At 70.9% G+C, this 22,696-nt stretch carries 21 protein-coding genes; 7 read left to right on the top strand and 14 right to left on the bottom strand.

Annotated elements, in window-relative coordinates:
• Positions 1-34 precede the first annotated feature (34 nt).
• Genes AB5J49_RS10875 through AB5J49_RS10865 form a run of 3 tightly spaced genes read right to left on the bottom strand, consistent with a single transcriptional unit; the run spans position 35 to position 2,471 of the window.
• Positions 35-346, bottom strand: coding sequence for a hypothetical protein (locus AB5J49_RS10875; RefSeq protein WP_369168346.1), 312 nt, complete (start codon positions 344-346; stop codon positions 35-37).
• On the bottom strand, positions 343-876 hold the full coding sequence (locus AB5J49_RS10870; RefSeq protein ID WP_369175099.1) for a sigma-70 family RNA polymerase sigma factor: 534 nt from the start codon (positions 874-876) through the stop codon (positions 343-345). Before AB5J49_RS10870 ends, AB5J49_RS10875 begins: the two co-directional genes overlap by 4 nt.
• Before the next feature lie 56 nt (positions 877-932).
• The gene (locus tag AB5J49_RS10865; RefSeq protein WP_369168345.1) at positions 933-2,471 is read right to left on the bottom strand and encodes a sodium:solute symporter; all 1,539 of its coding nucleotides are present in this window, start codon (positions 2,469-2,471) and stop codon (positions 933-935) included.
• A gap of 222 nt (positions 2,472-2,693) precedes the next feature.
• Between AB5J49_RS10865 and AB5J49_RS10860 the strand changes: the two genes are divergently transcribed.
• Positions 2,694-4,862 carry a carbon starvation CstA family protein gene (locus AB5J49_RS10860; RefSeq protein WP_369168344.1) on the top strand — a complete coding sequence of 723 codons (2,169 nt, stop codon included), beginning with the start codon at positions 2,694-2,696 and terminating at the stop codon, positions 4,860-4,862.
• Positions 4,863-5,088: 226 nt separating this feature from the next.
• Here AB5J49_RS10860 and AB5J49_RS10855 read toward each other — a convergent pair whose 3' ends face one another.
• The 3 genes from AB5J49_RS10855 to AB5J49_RS10845 all read right to left on the bottom strand — a co-directional run bounded on the left by AB5J49_RS10855 (position 5,089) and on the right by AB5J49_RS10845 (position 7,250).
• Complete coding sequence (locus AB5J49_RS10855; protein WP_369168343.1) at positions 5,089-5,877, bottom strand: SURF1 family protein; 789 nt, start codon at positions 5,875-5,877, stop codon at positions 5,089-5,091.
• A 49-nt stretch (positions 5,878-5,926) separates the two neighbouring features.
• Positions 5,927-6,160 carry a hypothetical protein gene (locus AB5J49_RS10850; protein ID WP_128436605.1) on the bottom strand — a complete coding sequence of 78 codons (234 nt, stop codon included), beginning with the start codon at positions 6,158-6,160 and terminating at the stop codon, positions 5,927-5,929.
• Between the two features lie 79 nt (positions 6,161-6,239).
• Positions 6,240-7,250 carry a DEDDh family exonuclease gene (locus AB5J49_RS10845; protein ID WP_369168342.1) on the bottom strand — a complete coding sequence of 337 codons (1,011 nt, stop codon included), beginning with the start codon at positions 7,248-7,250 and terminating at the stop codon, positions 6,240-6,242.
• A 219-nt stretch (positions 7,251-7,469) separates the two neighbouring features.
• On the opposite strand from AB5J49_RS10845, the gene AB5J49_RS10840 reads away from it, so the two are divergent.
• A complete protein-coding gene (locus AB5J49_RS10840; protein ID WP_369168341.1) occupies positions 7,470-8,180 on the top strand; it encodes a VIT family protein in 711 nt (236 codons plus the stop codon).
• A gap of 114 nt (positions 8,181-8,294) precedes the next feature.
• A complete protein-coding gene (locus AB5J49_RS10835; protein WP_369168340.1) occupies positions 8,295-9,338 on the top strand; it encodes a zinc-dependent alcohol dehydrogenase family protein in 1,044 nt (347 codons plus the stop codon).
• Between the two features lies 1 nt (position 9,339).
• Here the strand turns inward: AB5J49_RS10835 and AB5J49_RS10830 are convergent, their stop codons facing one another.
• The 3 genes from AB5J49_RS10830 to AB5J49_RS10820 all read right to left on the bottom strand — a co-directional run bounded on the left by AB5J49_RS10830 (position 9,340) and on the right by AB5J49_RS10820 (position 13,463).
• Entirely contained in the window at positions 9,340-10,347 is a 1,008-nt protein-coding gene (locus AB5J49_RS10830; RefSeq protein WP_369168339.1) for a CopD family protein, read from the bottom strand.
• 135 nt (positions 10,348-10,482) lie between these two features.
• Complete coding sequence (locus tag AB5J49_RS10825; RefSeq protein ID WP_369168338.1) at positions 10,483-11,850, bottom strand: CoA transferase; 1,368 nt, start codon at positions 11,848-11,850, stop codon at positions 10,483-10,485.
• 83 nt (positions 11,851-11,933) lie between these two features.
• Positions 11,934-13,463: a S8 family serine peptidase gene (locus AB5J49_RS10820; RefSeq protein WP_369168336.1), complete on the bottom strand. Its 1,530-nt coding sequence runs from the start codon at positions 13,461-13,463 to the stop codon at positions 11,934-11,936.
• Between the two features lie 388 nt (positions 13,464-13,851).
• Here AB5J49_RS10820 and AB5J49_RS10815 point away from each other — a divergent pair, with 388 nt between their 5' ends.
• The 3 genes from AB5J49_RS10815 (at position 13,852) to moaA (ending at position 16,961) form a co-directional block, all read left to right on the top strand.
• Positions 13,852-14,208, top strand: coding sequence for a DUF485 domain-containing protein (locus AB5J49_RS10815; RefSeq protein ID WP_369168335.1), 357 nt, complete (start codon positions 13,852-13,854; stop codon positions 14,206-14,208).
• Positions 14,205-15,824 carry a cation acetate symporter gene (locus AB5J49_RS10810; RefSeq protein WP_369168334.1) on the top strand — a complete coding sequence of 540 codons (1,620 nt, stop codon included), beginning with the start codon at positions 14,205-14,207 and terminating at the stop codon, positions 15,822-15,824. The genes AB5J49_RS10815 and AB5J49_RS10810 overlap by 4 nt, the downstream gene beginning before the upstream one ends.
• A gap of 147 nt (positions 15,825-15,971) precedes the next feature.
• Positions 15,972-16,961, top strand: coding sequence for a GTP 3',8-cyclase MoaA (moaA, locus tag AB5J49_RS10805; protein ID WP_369168333.1), 990 nt, complete (start codon positions 15,972-15,974; stop codon positions 16,959-16,961).
• Here the strand turns inward: moaA and AB5J49_RS10800 are convergent.
• On the bottom strand, positions 16,944-17,171 hold the full coding sequence (locus AB5J49_RS10800) for a hypothetical protein (RefSeq protein WP_062700261.1): 228 nt from the start codon (positions 17,169-17,171) through the stop codon (positions 16,944-16,946). The two genes, moaA and AB5J49_RS10800, sit on opposite strands and share 18 nt — an antisense overlap.
• Before the next feature lie 214 nt (positions 17,172-17,385).
• The gene (locus tag AB5J49_RS10795; RefSeq protein WP_369168332.1) at positions 17,386-17,784 is read right to left on the bottom strand and encodes a DUF3099 domain-containing protein; all 399 of its coding nucleotides are present in this window, start codon (positions 17,782-17,784) and stop codon (positions 17,386-17,388) included.
• Between the two features lie 244 nt (positions 17,785-18,028).
• Here AB5J49_RS10795 and AB5J49_RS10790 point away from each other — a divergent pair, with 244 nt between their 5' ends.
• Positions 18,029-18,307, top strand: coding sequence for a GlsB/YeaQ/YmgE family stress response membrane protein (locus AB5J49_RS10790; RefSeq protein WP_369168331.1), 279 nt, complete (start codon positions 18,029-18,031; stop codon positions 18,305-18,307).
• Between the two features lie 104 nt (positions 18,308-18,411).
• Here AB5J49_RS10790 and tyrS read toward each other — a convergent pair whose 3' ends face one another.
• From tyrS to AB5J49_RS10775, 3 genes are read right to left on the bottom strand one after another with little or no spacing between them, the layout of a single operon-like run.
• A complete protein-coding gene (gene tyrS / locus AB5J49_RS10785; protein ID WP_369168330.1) occupies positions 18,412-19,680 on the bottom strand; it encodes a tyrosine--tRNA ligase in 1,269 nt (422 codons plus the stop codon).
• Positions 19,681-19,736: 56 nt separating this feature from the next.
• Positions 19,737-21,140 (bottom strand): metallopeptidase TldD-related protein, encoded by a 1,404-nt coding sequence (locus AB5J49_RS10780; protein ID WP_369168329.1) that lies wholly within the window; start codon positions 21,138-21,140, stop codon positions 19,737-19,739.
• Positions 21,137-22,660, bottom strand: coding sequence for a TldD/PmbA family protein (locus AB5J49_RS10775; protein WP_369168328.1), 1,524 nt, complete (start codon positions 22,658-22,660; stop codon positions 21,137-21,139). Before AB5J49_RS10775 ends, AB5J49_RS10780 begins: the two co-directional genes overlap by 4 nt.
• Between the last annotated feature and the right edge of the window lie 36 nt (positions 22,661-22,696).

Below are 22,696 nucleotides of genomic sequence, written 5' to 3'. Positions count from 1 at the left end.
GCGATTGCGGGTTCCCCAAGGGGCGATGGGCCAATCAGGGGTGAGGCCGGGGGAGTGACACGCCTGCCGGGGGCCCCGTGCCGGAGAAGATCACGCCGGGACTGGCGGGGGCCTGGTTGAGGACCCACAGTCCGATCAGCGTGGCCAGGGCGAACACGACGGCGACGAGGACGGCGAGGACGAGCCGGCGCCGGCGTTCGCGGCGCAGCCACTCGCCGCGCGCCGTGCGATAGGCGTCGGGCGCGGCCTGCACCCCGTCGGCGAGCGCGGAGAGCGCCTCGCGCAGCTCCCGCTCCGTGCGGTCCGGACTGGTGCCACGCGACGGAGTCGCGTCTCGATGCGTCATCGCCGGGCCTCCATCGCCTGGGTCAGGGCGGCGAGGCCGCGCGCCGTATGGGTTTTGACGGATCCGCAGGAGATCCCCATCGCCGCGGCGATCTCACTCTCCTTCAGCCCGAGCCAGTGTCGCAGCACCAGCGCCTCGCGCTGCCGGGCGGGCAGCTGCTGCAGCGCGTCGATCAGCACACGCTGGTCGTCGCGCAGGAGCGCGGCGCTCTCGGCGGAGGCGACGAGTTCGTCGGACGGCTTCTCGACGTGTTTGCGGGCCACTTGGAGGTGCCGTATCCGCATCCGCGTCAGATTGCACACGGTGGAGCGCAGATACGCCTCCGCCGCCTCGGCGTCCCTCAGCCGCCGCCACCTCCGGTAGATCTGGTAGTAGGCCTCCGCGACCACGTTCTCCGGATCGTCGGCCCCGAGCAGGACGGCCAGGCGCAGCATCGAGGAGTAGTGCAGCTCGAACAGGCGGGCCAGGCCCGCCTCGCGCTCCAGGTCCGCCGGGTCGCTCACCGCGGGGGTGAGGGGCACGGCCGGCACGGGGGCGCCGGCGAGCGGCGGTGCCGCGTTTCGCTGCGGCGCGTCTCGGTGCTGTCTCACGGGTTGTTCGCTCCCGTCTCGGGGCGCCGCCTGACGCTCAGGCGTGACGGCAGGTCGGTGAGGTCGGCGCCGCGCGGGACGCCGAGACGTTCGAGTACCGCGGTCCCGGCCACCGCGACGGTCAGGTTGAGGAGCAGGGCGGCGAGCCCGGCGTAGATCTCCGGTCCGGAGCCGAGGGACACGGTCGAGGAGAACCCTTCTCGTACGACCATGCAGGTGCCCGCCACCATGCCCACGCCCCACCCGGCGAGCAGCGCCCGCGGATGCAGCCGCCCGGTGAACAGCCCCACCGCGACGGCCGGGAAGATCTGCAGGATCCAGACCCCGCCGAGGAGCTGGAGGTTGATGGCGTCCTGGTCGCGCAGCCCGAACACGAACGCCACCGCACCCACCTTCGCGGTCAGCGACACGGCCTTGGCGATGCGCACCTGCCGCTTGGGCGTGGCCGTCGGATGAACGTACTCGACGTACACATTGCGTACGAAGCTGGTGGCGGCCGCGATTGACATCACCGCCGCCGGGACCAGCGCCCCCACGGTGATCGCCCCGAACACCAGCCCGGCCAGCGGCGCCGGCATCAACCGGTCGACCAGCATCGGTACGGCGGCCTCGGCACCGCCCGCGGGGGCACGCACGCCCGTCGCGAGAGCCGCGATGCCGAGGAAGCCGAAGAGGGCGAGCAGGCCGGTCCAGGCGGGCAGCGCCACGGACACCTTGCGCAGCGTCCGCGGGCCGTCGGCCGCGAAGCCGGCGGTGAGCACGTGCGGGTACATCAGCAGGGCGAGCGCGGAGCCGAGGGCGAGGGTGGCGTAGGCGGGCTGCTGCTCGGGGGTCAGGAGCAGCGCCGGGCCGCCGATGCGCTCGGCCGCACCGTCGAAGACGGCACCCGGGCCGCCCAGCCGGTCGAGGACCAGCCAGGTCACCGCGGTCAACGAGACGAAGACGGCCACGGCCTTGAGCGCGGAGATGACGGTGGGGGCGCGCAGCCCGTGCCGGTACGTGGCGACGGCCAGTCCCGCGAACAGGGCCACCATCACCAGATCACCGGCCGCACCCCGCGGATAGACGCCCCCGGCCGTCAGCACCGCCCGTATGCCGAGCAGTTGCAGCGCGAGATACGGCATCGTCGCGAGGATCCCGGTCAGCGCGACGACCAGGGCCAGCGGCGGCGAGCCGTACCGGCCGCGCACGAAGTCGGCCGCGGTGACGTAGCCGTGCCGGCGGGCCACGGTCCCCAGGCGGCTCAGCAGCACGAAGGCCAGCGGGCAGACGATCACCGTGTACGGCACCGCGAAGAAGGCGGGCGCGCCGTTGCCGTACGCCAGGCCCGGTATGGCGGCGAAGGTGTACGCGGTGAAGATCGTGCCGCCGAGCAGCAGCCAGGTCCACACCGGGCCGAGGCTGCGGTCGGCCAGCGCCCAGCCCTCCAGGGAGGGCAGCTTCTCGCTGGGGTGCAGGCGCCGCGCGGTCACGGCGAGCAGCGACGCCCCGCCGATCACGGCGAGGAACGTCGCGGTCATGGCGCCGTCGGCCATGGGTCACCGTCCTTGGTGTGCCTGTGCCCTCGGGGGAGAGTTGCGCGAGCGGCTGGAACGGAGGACAGGGAACCGGCGGGAAATTTCCTGGAAATTCGCTGTCAACCGGTTCGAGGGGGTGGGCAACTCTTCCACAGACCGACAGTGAGCGGGAGGGAGCTCCTGTCCCAGCCGCCTGTTGATCTGCTGAGTCACCTCTGACTCGTCCTTCAAGGAGCCGCCATGCCCACATCAGCCCTGCCCGAAAACGGCCGTCAGGCGCCGGGAAAATCCCGTATGTCACCTAGGTCGATCCAACCCAGGTCGATCCTCCTCTGGAGCACCGTCTCCCTCCTGGGCTCCGTCGCGTGGGGAGTCCTCGCGCTGGCCCGGGGCGAGGAGATCTCCGCGGTCTGGCTGGTGATCGCCGCGCTCGGCTCGTACGCCATCGCCTACCGCTTCTACTCCCGCTTCGTCGCCCGCCGCGTACTTAAGCCGGACGACCGCCGGGCGACCCCCGCCGAGCGTCTGGAGGACGGCGTCGACTTCCAGCCCACCGACCGCCGGGTGCTCCTCGGCCACCACTTCGCGGCGATCGCGGGCGCCGGGCCGCTGGTCGGTCCCGTACTCGCGGCCCAGATGGGCTATCTGCCCGGCACGCTCTGGATCGTCGCCGGGGTGATCTTCGCCGGGGCGGTGCAGGACATGGTCGTGCTGTTCCTGTCCATGCGGCGGGACGGCAAGTCGCTGGGGCAGATGGCCCGCGAGGAGATCGGCCGGGTGGGCGGCGCGGCCGCGCTGATCGCGGTCTTCGCCATCATGATCATCCTGCTGGGGGTGCTGGCCCTGGTCGTGGTCAACGCCCTCGCCCACTCGCCGTGGGGCACCTTCTCGGTGGCCATGACCATCCCCATCGCCCTGTTCATGGGCTTCTGGCTGCACCGCATCCGCCCGGGCCGGGTCGTCGAGACCAGCTTCATCGGCGTGGCGCTGCTGCTGCTCGCGATCGTCGGCGGCAGCTGGATCCAGGAGTCCTCGCTGGCCGGCGCCTTCACCCTCAGCCCCACGACCCTCGTCCTGTGCCTCGTCGGCTACGGCTTCGTCGCCTCCGTACTCCCGGTGTGGATGCTGCTCGCCCCGCGCGACTACCTCTCCACCTTCATGAAGATCGGCACCATCGCCCTGCTCGCGGTGGGTGTCGTGGTCGCCGCCCCCGTGCTGCGCGCGGACGCGGTGAGCGACTTCGCATCGAACGGCGCGGGCCCCGTCTTCGCCGGATCCCTCTTCCCCTTCCTGTTCATCACCATCGCCTGCGGCGCGCTCTCCGGCTTCCACGCGCTGGTCGCCTCGGGCACGACCCCGAAGCTGATCCAGAAGGAGTCACAGGTCCGGCTGATCGGATACGGCGCGATGCTGATGGAGTCGTTCGTCGCGATCATGGCGCTGATCGCGGCGGCGACCCTGGAACCGGGCCTGTACTACGCGATGAACGCCCCCGCCGGTCTCCTCGGTACGACGGCCGAGTCGGCGTCCCAGGCCGTGGCGGGCCTCGGCTTCACCGTCACCCCCGACCAGCTGACCCAGGCGGCCAAGGCCGTCGAGGAGCAGACGCTGATCGCCCGTTCCGGAGGCGCCCCGACCCTGGCGGTCGGCATGTCGGAGATCTTCTCCGGCGTCTTCGGCGGCACCGCGATGAAGGCCTTCTGGTACCACTTCGCGATCATGTTCGAGGCGCTGTTCATCCTGACCACGGTCGACGCCGGCACCCGCGTCGGGCGCTTCATGCTCCAGGACATGCTCGGCAACGTCTGGAAGCCGATCGGCCGGGTCAACTGGAAGCCGGGCATCTGGCTGTGCAGCGGCCTCGTCGTGGCGGCGTGGGGCTACTTCCTCTACACCGGCGCCACCGACCCGCTCGGCGGAATCAACCAGCTCTTCCCGCTCTTCGGCATCGCCAACCAGCTCCTGGCGGCCGTGGCGCTGACCGTCTGCACCACGGTCCTGATCAAGTCCGGCCGGCTGCGCTGGGCCTGGGTCACCGGCGTTCCGCTCGCCTGGGTGGTCGCGATCACCTTCACCGCGGGCTGGCAGAAGATCTTCTCGGACGACCCCAAGATCGGCTTCTTCGCCCAGCGCGCCAAGTACGCCGACGGCATCGAGAGCGGCCAGGTCCTGCCGCCCGCCAAGACTCTCGACGACATGCACACCGTGGTCACCAACTCCACGGTCGACGGGGTGCTGATCGCGCTGTTCCTGCTGCTGGTCGCGGTCGTCATCGTCAACGCGGCGGTGGTGTGCGTCCGGTCGATCCGCCGCCCCGGCTCACTGCCGACCACCGAGGCACCGTACGTCGAGTCCCGTATCGATGTGACCGAGCAGGCGGGCGAGCCGTTGGTGGGGGTGCGGTCGTGAGGGCGGCGCGCTGGGTGCGCTGGTACGTACAGGAACTGACCAAGGTGCTGAGCCGCCAGCACCGCGAGGGTCACAGGCAAGGCCGCTGTTGCTGAGACGCAGGTGACCGGACGTCCCTGAGGGGGGCGGGGCTGTGTCCGATATGCGGCTCCGTCGCGTGGGCGCGACCAGCCCCCGCACCCCGCCGTCGCGGCCGCACCGGCCGCCGATGGCGAGCGGGCGGACCCTACACGCCCACCGGCTCCGCCTCCGCCGCCTTCTCCTGACCCGCCGCCCGGTCACGGGCTTCACGGCGGGCCAGGATCACCCAGCCGATGGGAACCCCGGCGGCGAACAGCCACCACTGAAGGGCGTACGCATAGTTCAGCGCGGCGTTCTCCTCGCCCGGCTTCCCGATCAGCTCCGGCGTGTCACCCTTCGGCTCGGGCGTCGTCTGCACCACGTACCCGCCGAGCACCCGCGCATCGAGGCGCCGCGCCTCCTGCTCGCTGCTGATCAGCATGACCTGCCGGTCGGGAAGCCCCTTGAGGTCCTTGATGCCGCTCGCCTCGGTCGTCTCGTCGGGCATCAGCCGCCCGGTGACGGTGACACGCCCGCTCGGCGGCGCGGGGATCTTGGGGAACGCGGTCTGGCTGGGCCCGTCCGCGGGGATCCAGCCGCGGTTGACCATCAGCACCTTGCCGTCCGTGAGGACCAAGGGGGTGAGCACATGGAAGCCGACCTCTTCGTCGGCGTTGACACGCCGCCTGACGACTACTTCCCGGTCGGTGTCGAAGCGGCCCACGGCGGTCACCGTGCGGTACCGCTCCTTGGTGGTGACCGTGTGCCCCGGGGAGGTCAGCTTCTCCACGGGCGCCGGCTTAGCGCCCAGTGCGTCGGCGACCAGCTGGTTGCGGGCGGCGCGCTCCTCGTAACGGTGCATCTGCCAGATGCCCAGCCTGATCATCGTGGGGATGAGGACGAGGGCGACCAGCGTGAGGATCACCCACTGCCGGGACAACAGGAAGCGGTACACCCCACGACCGTACAACTCGGTCGTGGGGTGCTTTGAGGCGGGTACCGGGTCACACCTTGTCGACGATCCCCACCTTTCCCTCCTCGCGGGCGCAGTGGGCACCGCAGTACCACTGGCCCTCGACCTCGACGCCCTGCCCGATGATCTGGACGCGGCAGTGCTCGCAGACCGGGGCCATGCGGTGGATCGCACAGGAGAAGCAGTCGAAGACGTGCACCGCGCCCTGCGCGTGCACCTCGAAGGTCATGCCGTAGTCGTTTCCGCATACTTCACATGTCGCCATGCGCCACAGGGTGAGCCGTCACCGCGGCCCGGGCGAGAGGGCTCCGGGCGAGTCGCGCGGCAATCACCCGTCCGTACGGTCACTGCTCCGACGCCGGTTCCACGTCCCGCAGGAGTTGCCCGAACGCCGCCTCGTCGATCACCGGCGTCCCGTACTGGCGGGCCTTGACCACCTTCGACGTGCTCGCGTCCGGGTCGTTGGTGACGAGCAGGCTGGTCAGCCGCGACAGGCTCGTCGACACATGCAGCCCGGCCTCGATCGCGCGGTCCTCCAAAAGGTCGCGCTCGATCGACGTGTCACCGGAGAAGGCGACCCGCATGCCTTGTTTGAGTCGTTTGCCCTCTTCGTAGCGCCCCGGGTTGGGGTAGGGGCAGGCAGGCCTCTTGCGGGACGGCCGCCAACTGGTCGGCCGATAGCTGCTGGAACCGCCGTAGCTGCTGGAGCCGCCCGCCTGCTGTCCGATCCGGGGCGTGGCGGTGTCCCGCCACTCGACCAGCGGCCGGCACTCCTGCAGCGGCAGCCGCACGCTGCCCGCAGCCGCGGCCCGCAGGCTCGGCCGGAACGCCTCCGCCAGCACACGCGCGTCGTCCAGCGCGTGGTGCGCGCGCTGCTGTACGACGCCGAAGTGCGCGGCGAGCGACTCCAGCTTGTGGTTGGGCAGCGGCAGGGCCAGCTCCTTGGACAGCGCGATGGTGCACAGCCGCTGCCGGACCGGGGCCTCGCGCTCCGCGCGCGCGTACTCCCGCGCGATCATCTGCCAGTCGAAGACGGCGTTGTGCGCGACGAGCACCCGGCCGTCGAGCCGGGTCGAGAACTCCTCGGCGATGTCCTGGAAAAGAGGCGCCGTATCGAGCATCTCGCTCGTCAGACCGTGGATCCAGACCGGGCCCGGGTCCCGCTCCGGGTTGACCAGCGTGTACCAGTGGTCCTCGACCTCGCCGCGCGCGTCCAGGCGGTAGACGGCCGCGGAGATTATCCGGTCGTCCCGGGCCAGGCCCGTGGTCTCCACGTCAACGACCGCGTATCCCTGGGGATACGCGGCCGGCCACGCTGTGGGGGAGGGCGCCGCGGTCGTGAGGTCTTCGAGCATGGTCACTGAGGATACGGGCCGGGACTGACACTCCTGGCCGTCAGGTGCCGTGCTCCGCCCGTCCGTTCGAGCGCCGCGAACGTCAGCACGCCAACCGGTCGGCCCGTACCCGGTGTTGCCGTCCTCCCCCCCCGGTGAGCCCGGTGCCTGATGGGGAGCCTCACCTGACCGGGAGCGTCGGTACGTCCCTGATGACCGCCGTGGTGCAATCCTCCGCATGTGACCGAACCCATGCATGACGAGGCCCACGGCGGCGCGCTGGGCGAGCGGCTGAACTGGCTGCGGGCGGCCGTCCTCGGCGCGAACGACGGCATCGTGTCGACCGCGGGACTCGTCGTCGGCGTGGCCGGAGCGACCGACGACCGCTCCGCCCTGCTCACGGCCGGGCTGGCCGGACTGCTCGCCGGGTCGATGTCGATGGCGGCGGGGGAGTACGTCTCGGTGTCGACCCAGCGCGACTCGGAGAAGGCCGCGTTGGCCCTGGAGAAGCGGGAGTTGCGGGAGCAGCCGGAGGCGGAGCTGGAGGAGCTGGCGGAACTGCTCCGGCGGCGCGGGCTCTCCCGGGACGTGGCCATGGAGGCGGCCGTCCAACTGACGGAACGGGACGCACTGAAGGCACACGCGCGCGTGGAGCTCGGTATCGACCCGGACGCGCTGACCAACCCGTGGCACGCGGCGTGGGCGAGCTTCCTGGCGTTCACGGCCGGGGCGCTGCTGCCGCTGCTCGCGATGGTGCTGCCACCGGCGGACCTGCGCCTGGCGGTCACCGTCGCCTCGGTACTGGCCGCCCTCGCCCTGACCGGCTGGAGTAGCGCCCGCCTGGGCGCCGCCGCCCCGCCCCGCGCGGTACTGCGCACCGTGGCGGGCGGCGCGCTGGCCATGGGGGTCACCTACGCGGCCGGGGCGCTGCTGGGGGCGTCGGGGGTGTAGCGCCGACCGGCTCCGGGCCCTCGAAGCGCGCCGGGCGCCGACGGCGACGTACGGTGAGGTGAGCTCGACCACCCCCCGAGCGCAGGTACCCCGGACACGAGAAGGACCCTCGTCATGCGCGCCACCACCATCCACGCCCCCTTCGACATGCGCGTGGAGGACGTGCCCGATCCCGTGGTGCGCCAGCCCACCGACGCCGTGGTGCGGGTGCTGCGTGCCTGCATCTGCGGCAGCGACCTGTGGGCGTACCGGGGGGAGTCGGCACGGCAGCCCGGCCAGCGCATCGGCCACGAGTTCCTCGGAGTCGTCGAGGAGACCGGCTCCGAGGTGAGCGGCGTCCAGCGGGGCGACCTCGTCGTCGCGCCCTTCATGTGGTCCGACGGCGTCTGCGACTACTGCCGCGAGGGCCTCAACACCTCCTGCGAGCACGGCGGCTTCTGGGGCACCGTCGGCTCCGACGGCGGCCAGGGCGAGGCCGTGCGCGTCCCCTACGCCGACGGCACCCTCGTCCGGCTCCCCAAGGACGCGGCCTCCGACGACCACCTGCTCTCCGCCCTGCTGACCCTGTCCGACGTCATGGGCACCGGCCACCACGCCGCTCTCGGCGCCGGAGCCCGCCCAGGCGCCACGGTCGCCGTGGTGGGTGACGGCGCCGTAGGACTGTGCGCGGTGCTCGCCGCCAAGCGGCTCGGTGCCGAGCGGATCATCGCGCTGGGCCGGCACCAGGCCCGTACGGACATCGCGCGCCGCTTCGGCGCCACCGAGGTCGTCGCCGAGCGCGGGGACGCGGCCATGGAGGCGGTACGCGAACTGACCCGCGGTCAGGGCGCGCACGCCGTCGTCGAGGCCGTCGGTACCGAACAGTCCATGCGTACGGCGGTCGACATCACCCGGGACGGCGGTGCCATCGGCTTCGTCGGTGTGCCGCACGGCAGCGGCACCGGGCTCGACCTCGGCGTCCTGTTCGACCGCAATATCGCGCTCCGCGGCGGCGTCGCGCCGGTCCGCGCCTACATCCCGCACCTGCTGCCCGACGTCCTGGACGGCACGATCGACCCGTCGCCCGTCTTCGACCTGACGGTCGGGCTGGAGGACGTCCCCGCCGGCTACAAGGCGATGGACGAGCGCACGGCGCTCAAGGTGCAGGTCACCAACTGAGTCACCAGCGGATCGGCACCGGCAGCGCCGTCAGCAGTCCCGACAGGGCCACCACCACACCCAGGGCGACGACCTCCGCCCGCGCGGGAGCGCAGGCCGTCAGCGGGTCGGCCGCCCGGCGCAGCCTGATCCGTGCCCACAGGGCGAGCGCGGCCACGGCCGCCACCAGGATCACCTTGGCCAGCAGGGCACGCCCGTAGGCCGTCTCGGTCAGCTGGTCCAGGACGGTGTCCGACGGCATCCGGCGCAGCGAGCTCCACAGCCCCGTCGCCGTGATGGCGGCGAGCAGTACGGCCGCCACGCGCGCGTAGAGCCCCAGCAGGGCCGCGCCCGCCTGAGCGCCGCCCCATCCGCGCAGGGCCCGCAGCGCGTGCAGCAGTCCGCCGGCCCAGAGCGCCGCGCAGGCCAGGTGCACCAGCGTCAGACCGGAGCCGAGCAGCGGGCTGTGCTCGGTCGTGGGGTGGGCACGCAGCGCCTCGGCGACCACGACCGCGGCCAGTGGCCAGACCTGGGTGGCGGGCCGGCGTGAGAGGGCGCACAGCCCGGCCGCGGCGAAGGCGTTGACCTCCAGCAGCGCGAGCTTGCCGTCGCGCGACGTGTAGAGGCCGCCGACGTCGAGGTCGGAAGGGCTGTGCGGCACGAGGTTGCCCGTGGACACCACCGAGGCGAGACCGAGGGCGGCGACGAAACCGGCGCCGGCCGCGTACGGCGCCCAACTGCGGGGCGGGTGCGGGGGAGCGCCGGGCACATGCCGGGCCAGCCGGTTCACGAGCAGCTCGCCCACCGGGACGCACAGCGCCGCGAACAGCACCGCACGCAGCAGCGCGATCCCACCGGCGCCGGGCGCGGCGGCCTCCCCGGTACCGTCCAGCGCGGCCGACGGGCCGAGCAGCGGGATCGACGCCGCCAGCGCCACCAGGACGAGAACGGCGACGGCTCGGCCCACGCCGGGGCGCGGTCCGGGCGCACTCCCGTCGGACACGCCATGGGAAGGTCTCGTCAACGTCACCTCGTGATCTTCACAAAGCATCCCAGATTCGGGCAAGTGCCGGAAAACAAGTGGTGGTACGGCATTCCGCCCCTGGGTACGTTTCCGGCGGCCCCGGCGCTCAGACCAGCCACGCGGAATCCGGCCCCCGGCCGCTCAGACCCACCGCGCCGGATCCGCACCCCAAACCCCCGGCGGCCGACTCCAGTCGTCCGGACCGCCCGCGAACGACACCGGCGACCGGGCGTACCGCAGCCGCCCCAGCGCGCCGTCCCTCTCGGTGAGCCAGGCATCGGGCCCGTCGTACGCCACGTTCCCCGCCGGGCCCGGCTCGATCTGGTTCGTCAGCCATGCCGCCGTGCGCGCCAGTGCCAGCCGTACACACCGGCCGTACCCCTGCTCGGCCCGCTCGGTCAACGCCCGCAGGACGGCCGCCGCCAGCAGATACCCCGTCCCGTGGTCGAGGGCCTGCGCGGGCAGCGCGCCGGGCCGCTCGGCCGATCCCTCGATCGCGGCGATCCCGGTGGCGGTCTGCACGAGGCTGTCGAACCCGCGCCGCCCGCCCCACGGCCCGTACGCCCCCCATGCCGACAACTGCGCCACGATCAGCCCGGGCCGTCGTTCGGCCAGTTCCTGAGCCGACAGTCCGAAGCGGTCCAGGGCGCCCGGACGGTACCCGGTGACCACGACGTCCGCGGCCGCGAGCAGGTCCTCGAAGATGCGCCGGTCGGCCACCAGGTCCAGCGTCGCCGAGCGCTTCCCGACGCCCGTGTCGGCGTGCTGGTCAGCCAGTTCGGGCAGGTGCGGCGGGTCCACGCGCAGGACGTCCGCGCCGAGCAGCGCGAGCGTGCGCGTGGCGACGGGGCCCGCGATGACCCGCGTCAGATCCAGTACGCGCACTCCGGCGGCGGGCAGCAGGGGTGCACCGTCGAGCGGCGGGAGCGCACACGCGCGTGCCGTGTTCAGCCGTTCGTGCTCGACGAGCGGGCGTCGGGCCACCGCGGCCGCCTGCTCGTGCACCGCCCACTCCTCGGGCGTACGCAGCGCCACGGCCAGCCCGCCGGCCGCGTACACGGACTCCTCCACCTCGCGCGAGGACCGCTCGGCGAGCGCCGCCCCCAGGGTGTCCGGGTCCTCCTGCGTGATCCCCAGCGCGGCCAGCAGCCGGGCCCGGTGATGCGGATAGTTGGCATGCGTGCGCACCCAACCGTCCGCCGTCCGCCAGAACCGCGACAGCGGCGCGAAGGCGACCGGCGCGCGCCCGTCGACCAGCAGATGCCGCTCGCTCACGAACGCCGTGGCGATCGCGCCGTCGTCCAGCCGTACCTCGGGCACCTCGGCGAGCCCGGCCCGCCGCGCCCCCAGCTCGGCCGCGGCCAACGCGCACGCACCGACGCAGGCGCGCGCCAACTCCCGTACGGGGAGGCGCGCAGGGAGCGCGCCCTCCCGCAGCACGGTCGACACCCGTGGGAGGAGGGCGGGGTCGCCGCCCACCGCGGACCAGGCGTACTCGATTCCAGTCATGACTGCACTATGCAGGGTTGAGCGGTGTTGAATCGATCAACACATTGACCGGAGTGCCGCCGCCGTACATCCGGCCTGCCCGGTCAGTCAACCGCGTCCAGCGCGTCGACGATGCCGACCCCGTAGAACCCGTTGAACCGCTTGCCGCCCTCGCACACCGCGTCCTGGGTGCCGTCGCCGTTCTGGTCGTAGGACGTTGGGCAACCCGGGTTGTCCGCCTGGACCTTCAGCAACGCCTTCAGCTGGGCCGGAGTCGCGTACGGGTACCGGGACTTCAGCAGCGCGGCGACGCCCGCGGCGTGCGGGGAGGCCATCGACGTGCCCTGCAGGAAGCCGTACTTGCCGTCCGGGACGGTGGACAGGATGCGGCCGTTCTTCGACGGGGTGTCCGGGATCTGGTAGAGCCGGTCGCCGCCCGGCGCCGCGATGTCGATGACGCCGTAACCGTACGAGGAGTAGTACGACTTGAGGTTCTGTACGCCCGTGGCGCTGACCGTGACGACGCCCGGCAGCTGCGTCGGTACGTCGAAGCACTCGTGCGGGTCGACCGTGCGCTTGACCGCGGTGGAGTCGTCGGGGCTGCTCTCGTCGACGATCGCGTCGGAGTCCAGGTCGTGGTTGGAGTTGCCGGCCGACGCGAGGTTGAGGGTGCCCTTGTCCTGGGCGTACAGCTGGGCCCTGTTGACCGCGTCGACGATCGCCCGCTGGTCGGGGTCGTCCATGCAGTTGTACAACCATGGGTCGACGTAGTAGCTGTTGTTCGTGATCTCGACGCCGTGGTCGGCGGCGAACACGAAGGCGCACACGACGCTCTCGGGGTAGTAGAGACCGTTGACCGGATCGCTCACCTTGATCCCGGAGACCTTGACGCCGGGGGCGACGCCGGCGATGCCGATGCCGTTGCGGGGTGCGGCTATCTCGCCCGCCACATGTGTGCCGTGGGCGTCGGCGCTCGTGTACGGCCGCCAGGCGCCCTCGGTGGTGTCCGCCTTGCCGCCGGCGCAGTTCGCCGACTGGGCGGCGGAGAAGTTCGGCGCGAGGTCGGGGTGGGTGTCGTCGACGCCGTTGTCGATCACGGCGACGGTCACCCTGCCGCTGCCCGGGTTGATCTTCGCGGCCCGGTCGGCGCCGATCGCGCGCAGGTTCCACTGGTCGGCCTCGAGGGGCTCGCTGTCGGCCGCCGTGCCGGCCGCGCTGGCCGTCCTTGCGGCCTGTCCCTCCGTCATGAGCTGGATGGGGCCCTCGTCCGTCGCCCCGGCGGCGGTCAGGGGCGTCGTACGCGTCGCACCCGCCGACTGGACCCCGCGCACCGCGCGTATCGCCTTGGCGAAGTCGGGGTTCGCCGAGTGGACGACGATCACGCCGATCCGCTCGTACGCGATCACCACCGTCCCGTCGGCCGCGGCGACCGCCTTCTTCACTGCCTCGATCGTGCGGCGGTCAGGCCTGGTGTTGACGACATACGCCAGCGCGGACGCGTCCGCGGCCCGCACGATGGGCTCCGCGGGTGATGCCGCCGCGGCCCCGGTCGGCAGGAAGCCGAGCGAGGCGGTCAGTGACAGAACGAGGGGTACTGCGAGGCCGAGTCGGCGTCTGGACCGCAGATGAGCCATGGGATCTCCACATCATCCGGAACGAGACCGCCCGAGACGCGGGTGGCGTTCGGGCAGGTACATGACGAGTGGTGCAGAGGTGAAGCTATCCCCGAACCTACTGGCCAGCAATCTGACCCGGGGCGACTTCGGAAAGACGCCCGGGGAGTTGAACCGGTCCTTGCGTGGCGCCGTGACGTTGAACAGGAGGCGCGAGCACCATCGAGCCCCCTGTCGGATCACGCGCCGGAGCCCTAACATCGCCACCCGGCTCAAGTGATCCATGTCACTGCGAGGAACAGAGCCGTCCATGTCCGTACCTGATCCGTCCCCGACTCCCGATCCGCCCCCCACCCCCGATCCGTCCCCGTCCACTGTCGCAACAGCGCCCGCAACGCGAGGAGACTCCGTGGCCACCGACGCACCGCCCCCCTCGAAAGAGACACACAAACTCCCCTCCACCGAGGAGTTCACCGAGGTGCAGGAGAGCGCGGAGTTCGGTGAACTGCGCCGCTCCTACCGCTCCTTCGCCTTTCCGCTGACCATCGCCTTCATCGCCTGGTACCTGCTGTACGTCCTGCTCTCCAACTACGCGGGCGACTTCATGGGCACCAAGCTGTTCGGCAACATCAACATCGCGCTCGTCTTCGGTATCGCCCAGTTCATCACCACGTTCCTCATCGCCTGGTGGTACGCGCGGCACGCCAGCGCCAAGCTCGACCCCAAGGCTGAGGCCATCAAGACACGTATGGAGGGCGGCGCATGAGCCCCGCGATGACCCTTGCGGCCAACGAGGCCAGCGAGCACCGGCCGCTGATCATCACCCTGTTCGCGTGCTTCGTGGTCGCGACCCTGTTCATCACCGTCTGGGCGGGCCGCCAGACCAAGGACGCCGCCGACTTCTATGCGGGCGGCCGGTCGTTCAGCGCCTTCCAGAACGGCCTCGCCGTCTCCGGCGACTACATGTCCGCGGCGTCCTTCCTCGGCATCGCGGGCGCCATCGCCCTCTTCGGATACGACGGCTTCCTGTACTCCATCGGCTTCCTGGTCGCCTGGCTGGTCGCCCTGCTCCTGGTGGCCGAGCCGCTCAGGAACTCCGGCCGCTACACGATGGGTGACGTGCTCGCGTACCGCATGCGCCAGCGCCCCGTGCGCACGGCGGCCGGTACCTCCACGATCGTCGTGTCGATCTTCTACCTGCTGGCCCAGATGGCGGGCGCGGGCGTCCTGGTCTCCCTGCTGCTCGGCATCACCACCGACGCCGGCAAGATCCTCATCGTCGCCCTGGTCGGCGTCCTGATGATCGTGTACGTCTCCATCGGCGGCATGAAGGGCACGACCTGGGTCCAGATGGTCAAGGCCGTGCTGCTCATCGGCGGCACCATCCTGATCACCTTCCTGGTGCTGCTGAAGTTCAACTTCAACATCTCCGACCTGCTCGGCCAGGCCGCCGAGAACAGCGGCAAGGGTTCCGCCTTCCTGGAGCCGGGCCTCCAGTACGGCGCCACCGGCACCTCGAAGCTGGACTTCATCTCCCTCGGCATCGCCCTGGTCCTCGGCACCGCCGGTCTGCCGCACATCCTGATCCGCTTCTACACGGTGCCCAACGCCAAGGCCGCCCGGAAGTCCGTGAACTGGGCCATCGGCATCATCGGCGGCTTCTACCTGATGACCATCGCCCTCGGCTTCGGCGCCGCCGCGCTCATCTCGCAGGACGAGATCATCGCCTCCAACCCCTCCGGCAACACGGCGGCACCGCTGCTCGCCCTGCACCTGGGCGGCGTCGACTCGACCTGGGGCGCGATCCTGCTCGCCACCATCTCGGCGGTGGCCTTCGCGACGATCCTCGCCGTGGTCGCCGGCCTGACCCTGGCCTCGTCCTCGTCGTTCGCCCACGACATCTACGCGAACGTCATCAAGAAGGGGCAGGCCACCGAGAAGGAGGAGATCCGGGCGGCCCGCCTGGCCACCATCGGCATCGGCGCCGTATCCATCCTCCTCGGCGCCCTCGCCCGCGACCTGAACGTCGCCGGCCTGGTCGCGCTGGCCTTCGCGGTCGCGGCCTCCGCCAACCTGCCGACGATCCTCTACAGCCTGTTCTGGAAGCGGTTCACCACGCAGGGCGCGCTGTGGTCGATCTACGGCGGTCTGATCGTCGCCGTCGGCCTGGTGCTGTTCTCGCCCGTCGTCTCCGGCGACCCCAAGGCGATGTTCCCCGACGTCGACTTCGCCTGGTTCCCGCTGAAGAACCCGGGCATCATCTCCATCCCGTTCGGCTTCCTCATGGGCTGGCTCGGCACGGTCCTGTCCAAGGAAGAGCCCGACGCCGGCAAGTACGCGGAGCTGGAGGTCAGGTCCCTGACCGGCACCGGCGCCCACTGAGCACGCCCCCTGAGCGGCCGCGTCGTAGATCTCTACGACGCGGCCGCGTCGTACGTCGTGGGATCGGGCCGGTGTCGCTGTCAGTGCGGTCACGTAGGCTCGCAGGTGACGGAAGTTGAATCTGGTCGTGACGAGGGAGGGGGCCCAGTGCTCATCGACACCTACGGCCGTGTGGCCACCGACCTGAGGGTTTCGCTGACGGACCGCTGCAACCTGCGGTGCACGTACTGCATGCCCGAGGAGGGCCTGCAGTGGCTGGCCAAGCCCGACCTGCTCACGGACGACGAGATCGTCCGCCTGATCGACATCGCGGTCACCTCCCTCGGTATCGAGGAGGTCCGCTTCACCGGTGGTGAGCCCCTGCTGCGTCCCGGACTGGTCGGGATAGTGGAGCGCGTCGCGGCCCTGGAGCCCCGCCCGCAGATGTCGCTGACGACGAACGGCATCGGCCTCAAGCGCACCGCCGCCGCCCTGAAGGCGGCGGGCCTGGACCGGGTCAACGTCTCCCTGGACACCCTGCGCCCGGACGTCTTCAAGACCCTCACCCGCCGTGACCGGCACAAGGACGTCATCGAGGGCCTGCACGCCGCCCGCGACGCCGACCTGACCCCGGTCAAGGTCAACTCGGTCCTGATGCCGGGCCTGAACGACGACGAGGCCCCGGACCTACTGGCCTGGGCCGTGGAGCACGACTACGAACTGCGGTTCATCGAGCAGATGCCCCTGGACGCCCAGCACGGCTGGAAGCGCGACGGCATGATCACCGCCGGGGACATCCTGACGTCCCTGCGCACCCGCTTCGAGCTGACCGCCGAGGGTGAGGACAAGCGTGGCTCGGCTCCGGCGGAGCGCTGGCTGGTGGACGGCGGCCCGCATGTGGTCGGCGTCATCGCCTCGGTCACCCGCCCGTTCTGCGCGGCCTGCGACCGCACCCGCCTGACGGCCGACGGGCAGGTGCGCACCTGTCTGTTCGCCACGGAGGAGACGGACCTGCGTGCGGCCCTGCGCTCGGGTGCCCCGGACGAGGAGATCGCCCGCATCTGGCGCCTGGCGATGTGGGGCAAGAAGGCGGGCGCGGGCCTGGACGACCCGAGCTTCGTCCAGCCGGACCGTCCGATGTCAGCCATCGGTGGCTGAAGAGGCCTCTTCCCACTCCTTCAACAGGACCACGTCCTTCAAAAACCCCCGCACCCCGAGGAACTGCGACAAATGCTCGCGATGCTCCTCACAGGCGAGCCATGTCTTGCGCCGCTCCGGCGTATGAATCTTCGGGTTGTTCCACGCCAGCACCCACACGGCATCGGCACGGCACCCCTTGGCGGAGCAGATCGGCGTTTCGTCACTCACAGATTCGTCTCACAGATTCGCGCACAAAAAGGCGACGCCGAGCAGCCACGGGGGGAGCTGCCCGGCGTCGGTCCGTCGCTCCGACGGGGGATGCGGAGCGCCTACGAAGTATGTCACGGGTACCCCGTCGCCCGGCACCGGAACAACACTATTGATCTGAGCTTTTCTTGAGCTTGGCGCGGAGTCGACGTCCGGAACACACAGGTCCGCGGAGTCACGCCCCGTCGTGCGGTTTGCTTTGTGCGCCGGGCGCGGAGTCCCCCGCGACATCTTCCGGGACCGGTTCCGCGAAACCGTCATTCGTCCGCGGCGGCGTGATCATCGGCCGCATCGGCGCGGCCACGAACGTCGAGGGCAGCGACGGCGCATTCTCTCGCCCCGCGTTGGCGATCACGACCGCGATGTACGGCAGGATCCCCCCGAGCACCAGCGCCACGATCGCGACGTGCCGTTCGACGTTCCACAGTGTGGCCGCGAGGATCACCGACACCGTACGGACCGACATCGAGATGATGTACCGGCGCTGCCGTGCACGCACATCGTCATGGAGGCCCGCCCGGGCCCCGGTGATCCGGAACACCTCGGTGTTGCCGCCCGCGTGCAGCTTCCGCATCACATTCCACCATCCGCCCGCATCGGACTCTCCCCCGCCCGCACCGGCCCGCCCTCGGTCAGGACCCCGGGCCGGGACACCTCCCACGGTACGCCCCGCCTCCGCCGCGTACGAGACCGGGGCTCCTGCCACCTGGGGGAACGCCCTCAGCCGTAACGCGTACGGCCCTACCCGGCATGCGACGTACCACATCCGGGCCAACACTGGGCGTAATGCTCACCCCGAGCCGTACGAGGAGGCAGCCATGGGCTGGTTGTGGGCGATCATCGTGGGATTCGTGCTCGGCCTGATCGCGAAGTTGCTCATCCCGGGCAAGCAGCACAGCCCCCTCTGGCTGACCACCATCTTCGGCATCCTCGGTGCCGTCGTCGGCAACTCCATCGCCCGCGCGTTCGGCGTCGATTCGACCCGCGGCATCGACTGGAGCCGGCACGTCTTCCAGATCGTCGCCGCGGTGATCATCGTGTACGTGGGCGACATGCTGTACATGGCGACGCTGGGCAAGCGCAAGGAGCGGGCCTGAGGCCGGATGCCCCGAGGTCGAGCCGTACATGGCGAAGGGGCGGCCGCCCGTGCGGGTAGCCGCCCCTTCGCCATGCGTATGTTCCCTACGGCCCCGTAGGGCCGTCAGACTCCGGTGACCTCGACCGCCGCCAAGTTCTTCTTTCCGCGCCGCAGCACCAGCCACCGTCCGTGCAGCAGGTCCTCCTTCGCGGGCACCGCGTCCTCGCCGGCGACCTTGACGTTGTTCACGTAGGCCCCGCCCTCCTTCACGGTGCGCCGTGCCGCGGACTTGCTGGCCACCAGGCCGACCTCGGCGAAGAGGTCGACGACCTGGCCGAGCTGCTCGACCTGGATGTGCGGTACCTCGGAGAGGGCCGCCGCCAGCGTCCGGTCGTCCAGCTCCGCCAGCTCGCCCTGGCCGAAGAGGGCCTTGGACGCGGCGATCACGGCGGCCGTCTGGTCGGCGCCGTGCACCAGCGTCGTCAGCTCCTCCGCCAGCGCACGCTGCGCGGCACGGGCCTGCGGACGCTCCTCGGTCTGCTTCTCCAGCTCCTCCAGCTCCTCACGGGACTTGAAGGAGAGGATGCGCATGTAGGTGGAGATGTCCCGGTCGTCCGCGTTCAGCCAGAACTGGTAGAACGCGTACGGCGTCGTCATCTCCGGGTCGAGCCAGATGGCGCCGCCCTCGGTCTTGCCGAACTTGGTGCCGTCCGCCTTGGTCATCAGCGGGGTCGCCAGAGCGTGCACGCCCGCGTGCGGCTCCAGCCTGTGGATCAGGTCCAGACCCGCCGTGAGGTTGCCCCACTGGTCGCTGCCGCCCTGCTGGAGCGTGCAGCCGTACCGCCGGTACAGCTCCAGGAAGTCCATGCCCTGCAGCAGCTGGTAGCTGAACTCCGTGTAACTGATGCCCTCTTCGGACTGCAGACGGCGGGCGACCGAGTCCTTGGTCAGCATCTTGTTGACGCGGAAGTGCTTGCCGATGTCCCGCAGGAACTCGATGGCCGACAGGCCGGCCGTCCAGTCCAGGTTGTTCACCATCACCGCGGCGTTCTCGCCCTCGAAGGACAGGAACGGCTCGATCTGCCCGCGCAGGCGGTTCACCCAGTTCGCGACCGTCTCCGGGTCGTTCAGCGTGCGCTCGGCCGTCGGGCGCGGGTCGCCGATCTGGCCCGTCGCGCCGCCCACCAGCGCCAGCGGGCGCAGGCCCGCCTGCTGGAGGCGGCGCATGGTGAGGACCTGGACCAGGTGGCCGACGTGCAGGCTGGCCGCGGTCGGGTCGAAACCGCAATAGAACGTGACGGGACCGTCCGCGAGCGCCTTGCGCAATGCGTCCTCGTCAGTGGACAGGGCGATCACGCCACGCCACTTCAGCTCGTCGACGATGTCCGTCACGGTTCTCGTGTCTCCTTGAAGATCTGCGGGCAGTCGGGTGACAGCCGACTACGAGGTTATACGCCCTGACTGACAGAACTCATGTTGAAATCGGGGACCCGCAGCGCCGGCATCGCCGCCCTGGTGAACCAGTCGCCCCACTCCCTGGGCAAGGTCTTCTCCGTACGGCCCGCCTCCGTGGCCCGCCCCAGCAGCCCCACCGGCGACTCGTTGAACCGGAAGTTGTTGACCTCGCCGGTCACCTCACCGTTCTCGACGAGGTACACCCCGTCCCGGGTCAGGCCGGTGAGCAGCAGCGTCGCCGGGTCCACCTCTCGGATGTACCACAGGCAAGTCAGCAGCAGCCCGCGCTCGGTGTTCGCGACCATCTCCTCGAGCGAGCGGTCCTCGCCGCCGTCCAGGATCAGGTTCTCGATGGCAGGTGCCACCGGCAGACCGGTCAGGCCCGCACTGTGGCGGCTGGTCGTGAGGTGCTTCAGCTCGCCCTCACGCATCCACTCGGTACCCGCGAGCGGCAGCCCGTTGTCGAACACCGACTGGTCGCCCCCGGAGGAGTGCGCGATCAGGAACGGCGCGGACTCCAGGCCCGGCTCGTTGGGGTCACTGCGCAGGGTCAGCGGCAGCTCGCTCAGCTTCTCGCCGACGCGCGTCTGGCCGCCCGGCTTGGAGAACACCGTGCGCCCCTCGACGGCGTCCCGCCCCGACGCCGACCACATCTGGTAGATCAGCAGGTCGGCCACGGCGGTCGGCGGCAGCAGCGTCTCGTACCGCCCCGCCGGCAGCTCAAGGCGCCGCTCGGCCCAGCCGAGACGTACGGCCAGCTCGGCGTCCAGCGTCGTCGGGTCCACGTCCTTGAAGTCCCGGGTGGAGCGCCCCGCCCAGGCCGAACGCGTACGGTCCGGGGACTTGGCGTTCAGCTCCAGCGTCCCGTTGGGCTGGTCGTGCCGCAGCCGCAGCCCCGTGGACGTACCGACGTACGTCGACACCAGCTCGTGGTTGGCGAAGCCGTACAGCTCCCGCCCACCCGCACGCGCGCGTGCGAACGCCTCGCCGAGCGCCGGGGCGAAGTCGGCGAACACGGTGGACGACGTCTCGGCCGGGGCGTCCGCGAAGTCCGGCGACGCCGGTACGTCCGCCACCAGCGGCTGCGCGTCCTCGGCGGGCCCGGCGCCACGCGCGGCGGCCTCGGCGGCCCGCACCAGCGGCTCCAGCTCGTCCGGAGTCACGGCCGACCGGGACACGACACCGGAGGCCGTACCCTCCTTGCCGTCGACGGTCGCGATGACGGTGAGCGTCCGCCCGCGCGTGACGCCGTTCGTGGTGAGCGCGTTGCCCGCCCAGCGCAGATTGGCGGTCGACTGCTCGTCGGCGATGACGACACACCCGTCGGCCCGGGACAGCTCCAGGGCGCGCTCGACGATCTCGTGCGGCTTGTGCGCCTTGTTGGAGTGAGCGCTCATCGACCGGCCTCCTGCGTGGTGTTCAGAATGTTGACTCCCTTGAAGAGGGCTGACGGGCAGCCGTGCGAGACCGCCGCGACCTGCCCCGGCTGGGCCTTGCCGCAGTTGAACGCGCCGCCGAGTACGTAGGTCTGCGGACCACCGACGGCCGCCATCGAGCCCCAGAAGTCCGTGGTCGTCGCCTGATAGGCGACATCCCGCAACTGACCGGTGATCCGCCCGTTCTCGATCCTGAAGAAGCGCTGCCCGGTGAACTGGAAGTTGTAGCGCTGCATGTCGATCGACCAGGACCGGTCGCCGACGACGTAGATCCCGCGGTCCACGCTCCCGATCAGATCCTCGGTCGACATCCCGGCCGGATCCGGCTGCAGCGACACGTTGGCCATGCGCTGCACCGGCACATGCCCGGGGGAGTCGGCGAACGCGCACCCGTTGGACCGCTCGAACCCGGTCAGCTTCGCGATCCGCCGGTCCAGCTGGTAGCCGACGAGGGTGCCGTTCCTCACCAGGTCCCAGGACTGGCCCGCGACGCCCTCGTCGTCGTATCCGATGGTCGCGAGGCCGTGCTCGGCGGTGCGGTCACCGGTGACGTTCATCAGGTCGGAGCCGTACCTGAGCTTGCCGAGCTGGTCGAAGGTGGCGAAGGAGGTGCCGGCGTAGGCGGCCTCGTAGCCGAGGGCGCGGTCCAGCTCGGTGGCGTGGCCGATCGACTCGTGGATGGTCAGCCACAGGTTGGAGGGGTCGACGACGAGGTCGTACGGCCCCGCCTCGACGCTCGGCGCCCGCATCTTCTCGGCGAGCAGCTCCGGGATCTGCGCCAGCTCGGACTCCCAGTCCCACCCCGTTCCCGTCAGGTACTCCCAGCCGCGTCCGACGGGCGGCGCGATGGTGCGCATGGAGTCGAACTCGCCGCTCGACTCGTCGACCGACACGGCGTTCAGCTGCGGGTGCAGCCGCACGCGCTGCTGCGTGGTCACGGTCCCGGCCGTGTCGGCGTAGAACTTGTTCTCGTGGACGGTGAGCAGCGAGGCGTCGACGTGATTGACCCCGTCCGCCGCCAGCAGCCGCGCGCTCCAGTCCGCGAGCAGTGCCGACTTCTCCTCGTCGGGCACCGTGAACGGATCGATCTCGTACGACGAGATCCACGTCTTCTCGGTGTGCACGGGCTCGTCGGCGAGCTCCACCCGCTCGTCCGACCCGGCGGCCTTGATCACCTGGGCGGACAGCTTCGCCATCGCCACCGCCTGCGACGCGACCTTGGCGGCGGCGTCCAGCGTCAGATCCACCCCGGACGCGAACCCCCAGGTCCCGCCGTGCACCACCCGCACCGCGTATCCGAGGTCGGTGGTGTCCGACGACCCGGCGAGCCTGGCGTCCCTCAGGCGCCAGGACGCGCTGCGCACCCGCTCGAACCGGAAGTCCGCGTGCTCGGCCCCCAGCGCACGCGCGCGTGCGAGCGCGGCGTCGGCGAGGGCGCGTAGCGGAAGTGCCGTAAAGGCTTCGTCGATCGTATGAGGCACGGAGGTCTCCCTGCTGTCGTGGCCTGTCGGCACCGA

It is taken from the genome of Streptomyces sp. R28 (assembly GCF_041052385.1).
Lineage (GTDB): Bacteria > Actinomycetota > Actinomycetes > Streptomycetales > Streptomycetaceae > Streptomyces.
Note: the sequence above shows the minus strand (reverse complement) of the source record. Positions and strands in the feature narration are given on the sequence as shown.

Bases quoted from the DNA above. Each gene is read 5' to 3' on its own strand.
- AB5J49_RS10825 (WP_369168338.1), bottom strand. From the start codon at position 11,850: ATGACTGGAATCGAGTACGCCTGGTCCGCGGTGGGCGGCGACCCCGCC.
- AB5J49_RS10810 (WP_369168334.1), top strand. From the start codon at position 14,205: ATGAGCCCCGCGATGACCCTTGCGGCCAACGAGGCCAGCGAGCACCGG.
- AB5J49_RS10820 (WP_369168336.1), bottom strand. From the start codon at position 13,463: ATGGCTCATCTGCGGTCCAGACGCCGACTCGGCCTCGCAGTACCCCTC.
- AB5J49_RS10780 (WP_369168329.1), bottom strand. From the start codon at position 21,140: ATGAGCGCTCACTCCAACAAGGCGCACAAGCCGCACGAGATCGTCGAG.
- AB5J49_RS10835 (WP_369168340.1), top strand. From the start codon at position 8,295: ATGCGCGCCACCACCATCCACGCCCCCTTCGACATGCGCGTGGAGGAC.
- AB5J49_RS10790 (WP_369168331.1), top strand. From the start codon at position 18,029: ATGGGCTGGTTGTGGGCGATCATCGTGGGATTCGTGCTCGGCCTGATC.
- AB5J49_RS10860 (WP_369168344.1), top strand. From the start codon at position 2,694: ATGCCCACATCAGCCCTGCCCGAAAACGGCCGTCAGGCGCCGGGAAAA.
- AB5J49_RS10875 (WP_369168346.1), bottom strand. From the start codon at position 346: ATGACGCATCGAGACGCGACTCCGTCGCGTGGCACCAGTCCGGACCGC.
- AB5J49_RS10850 (WP_128436605.1), bottom strand. From the start codon at position 6,160: ATGGCGACATGTGAAGTATGCGGAAACGACTACGGCATGACCTTCGAG.
- AB5J49_RS10795 (WP_369168332.1), bottom strand. From the start codon at position 17,784: ATGCGGAAGCTGCACGCGGGCGGCAACACCGAGGTGTTCCGGATCACC.
- AB5J49_RS10865 (WP_369168345.1), bottom strand. From the start codon at position 2,471: ATGGCCGACGGCGCCATGACCGCGACGTTCCTCGCCGTGATCGGCGGG.
- AB5J49_RS10845 (WP_369168342.1), bottom strand. From the start codon at position 7,250: ATGCTCGAAGACCTCACGACCGCGGCGCCCTCCCCCACAGCGTGGCCG.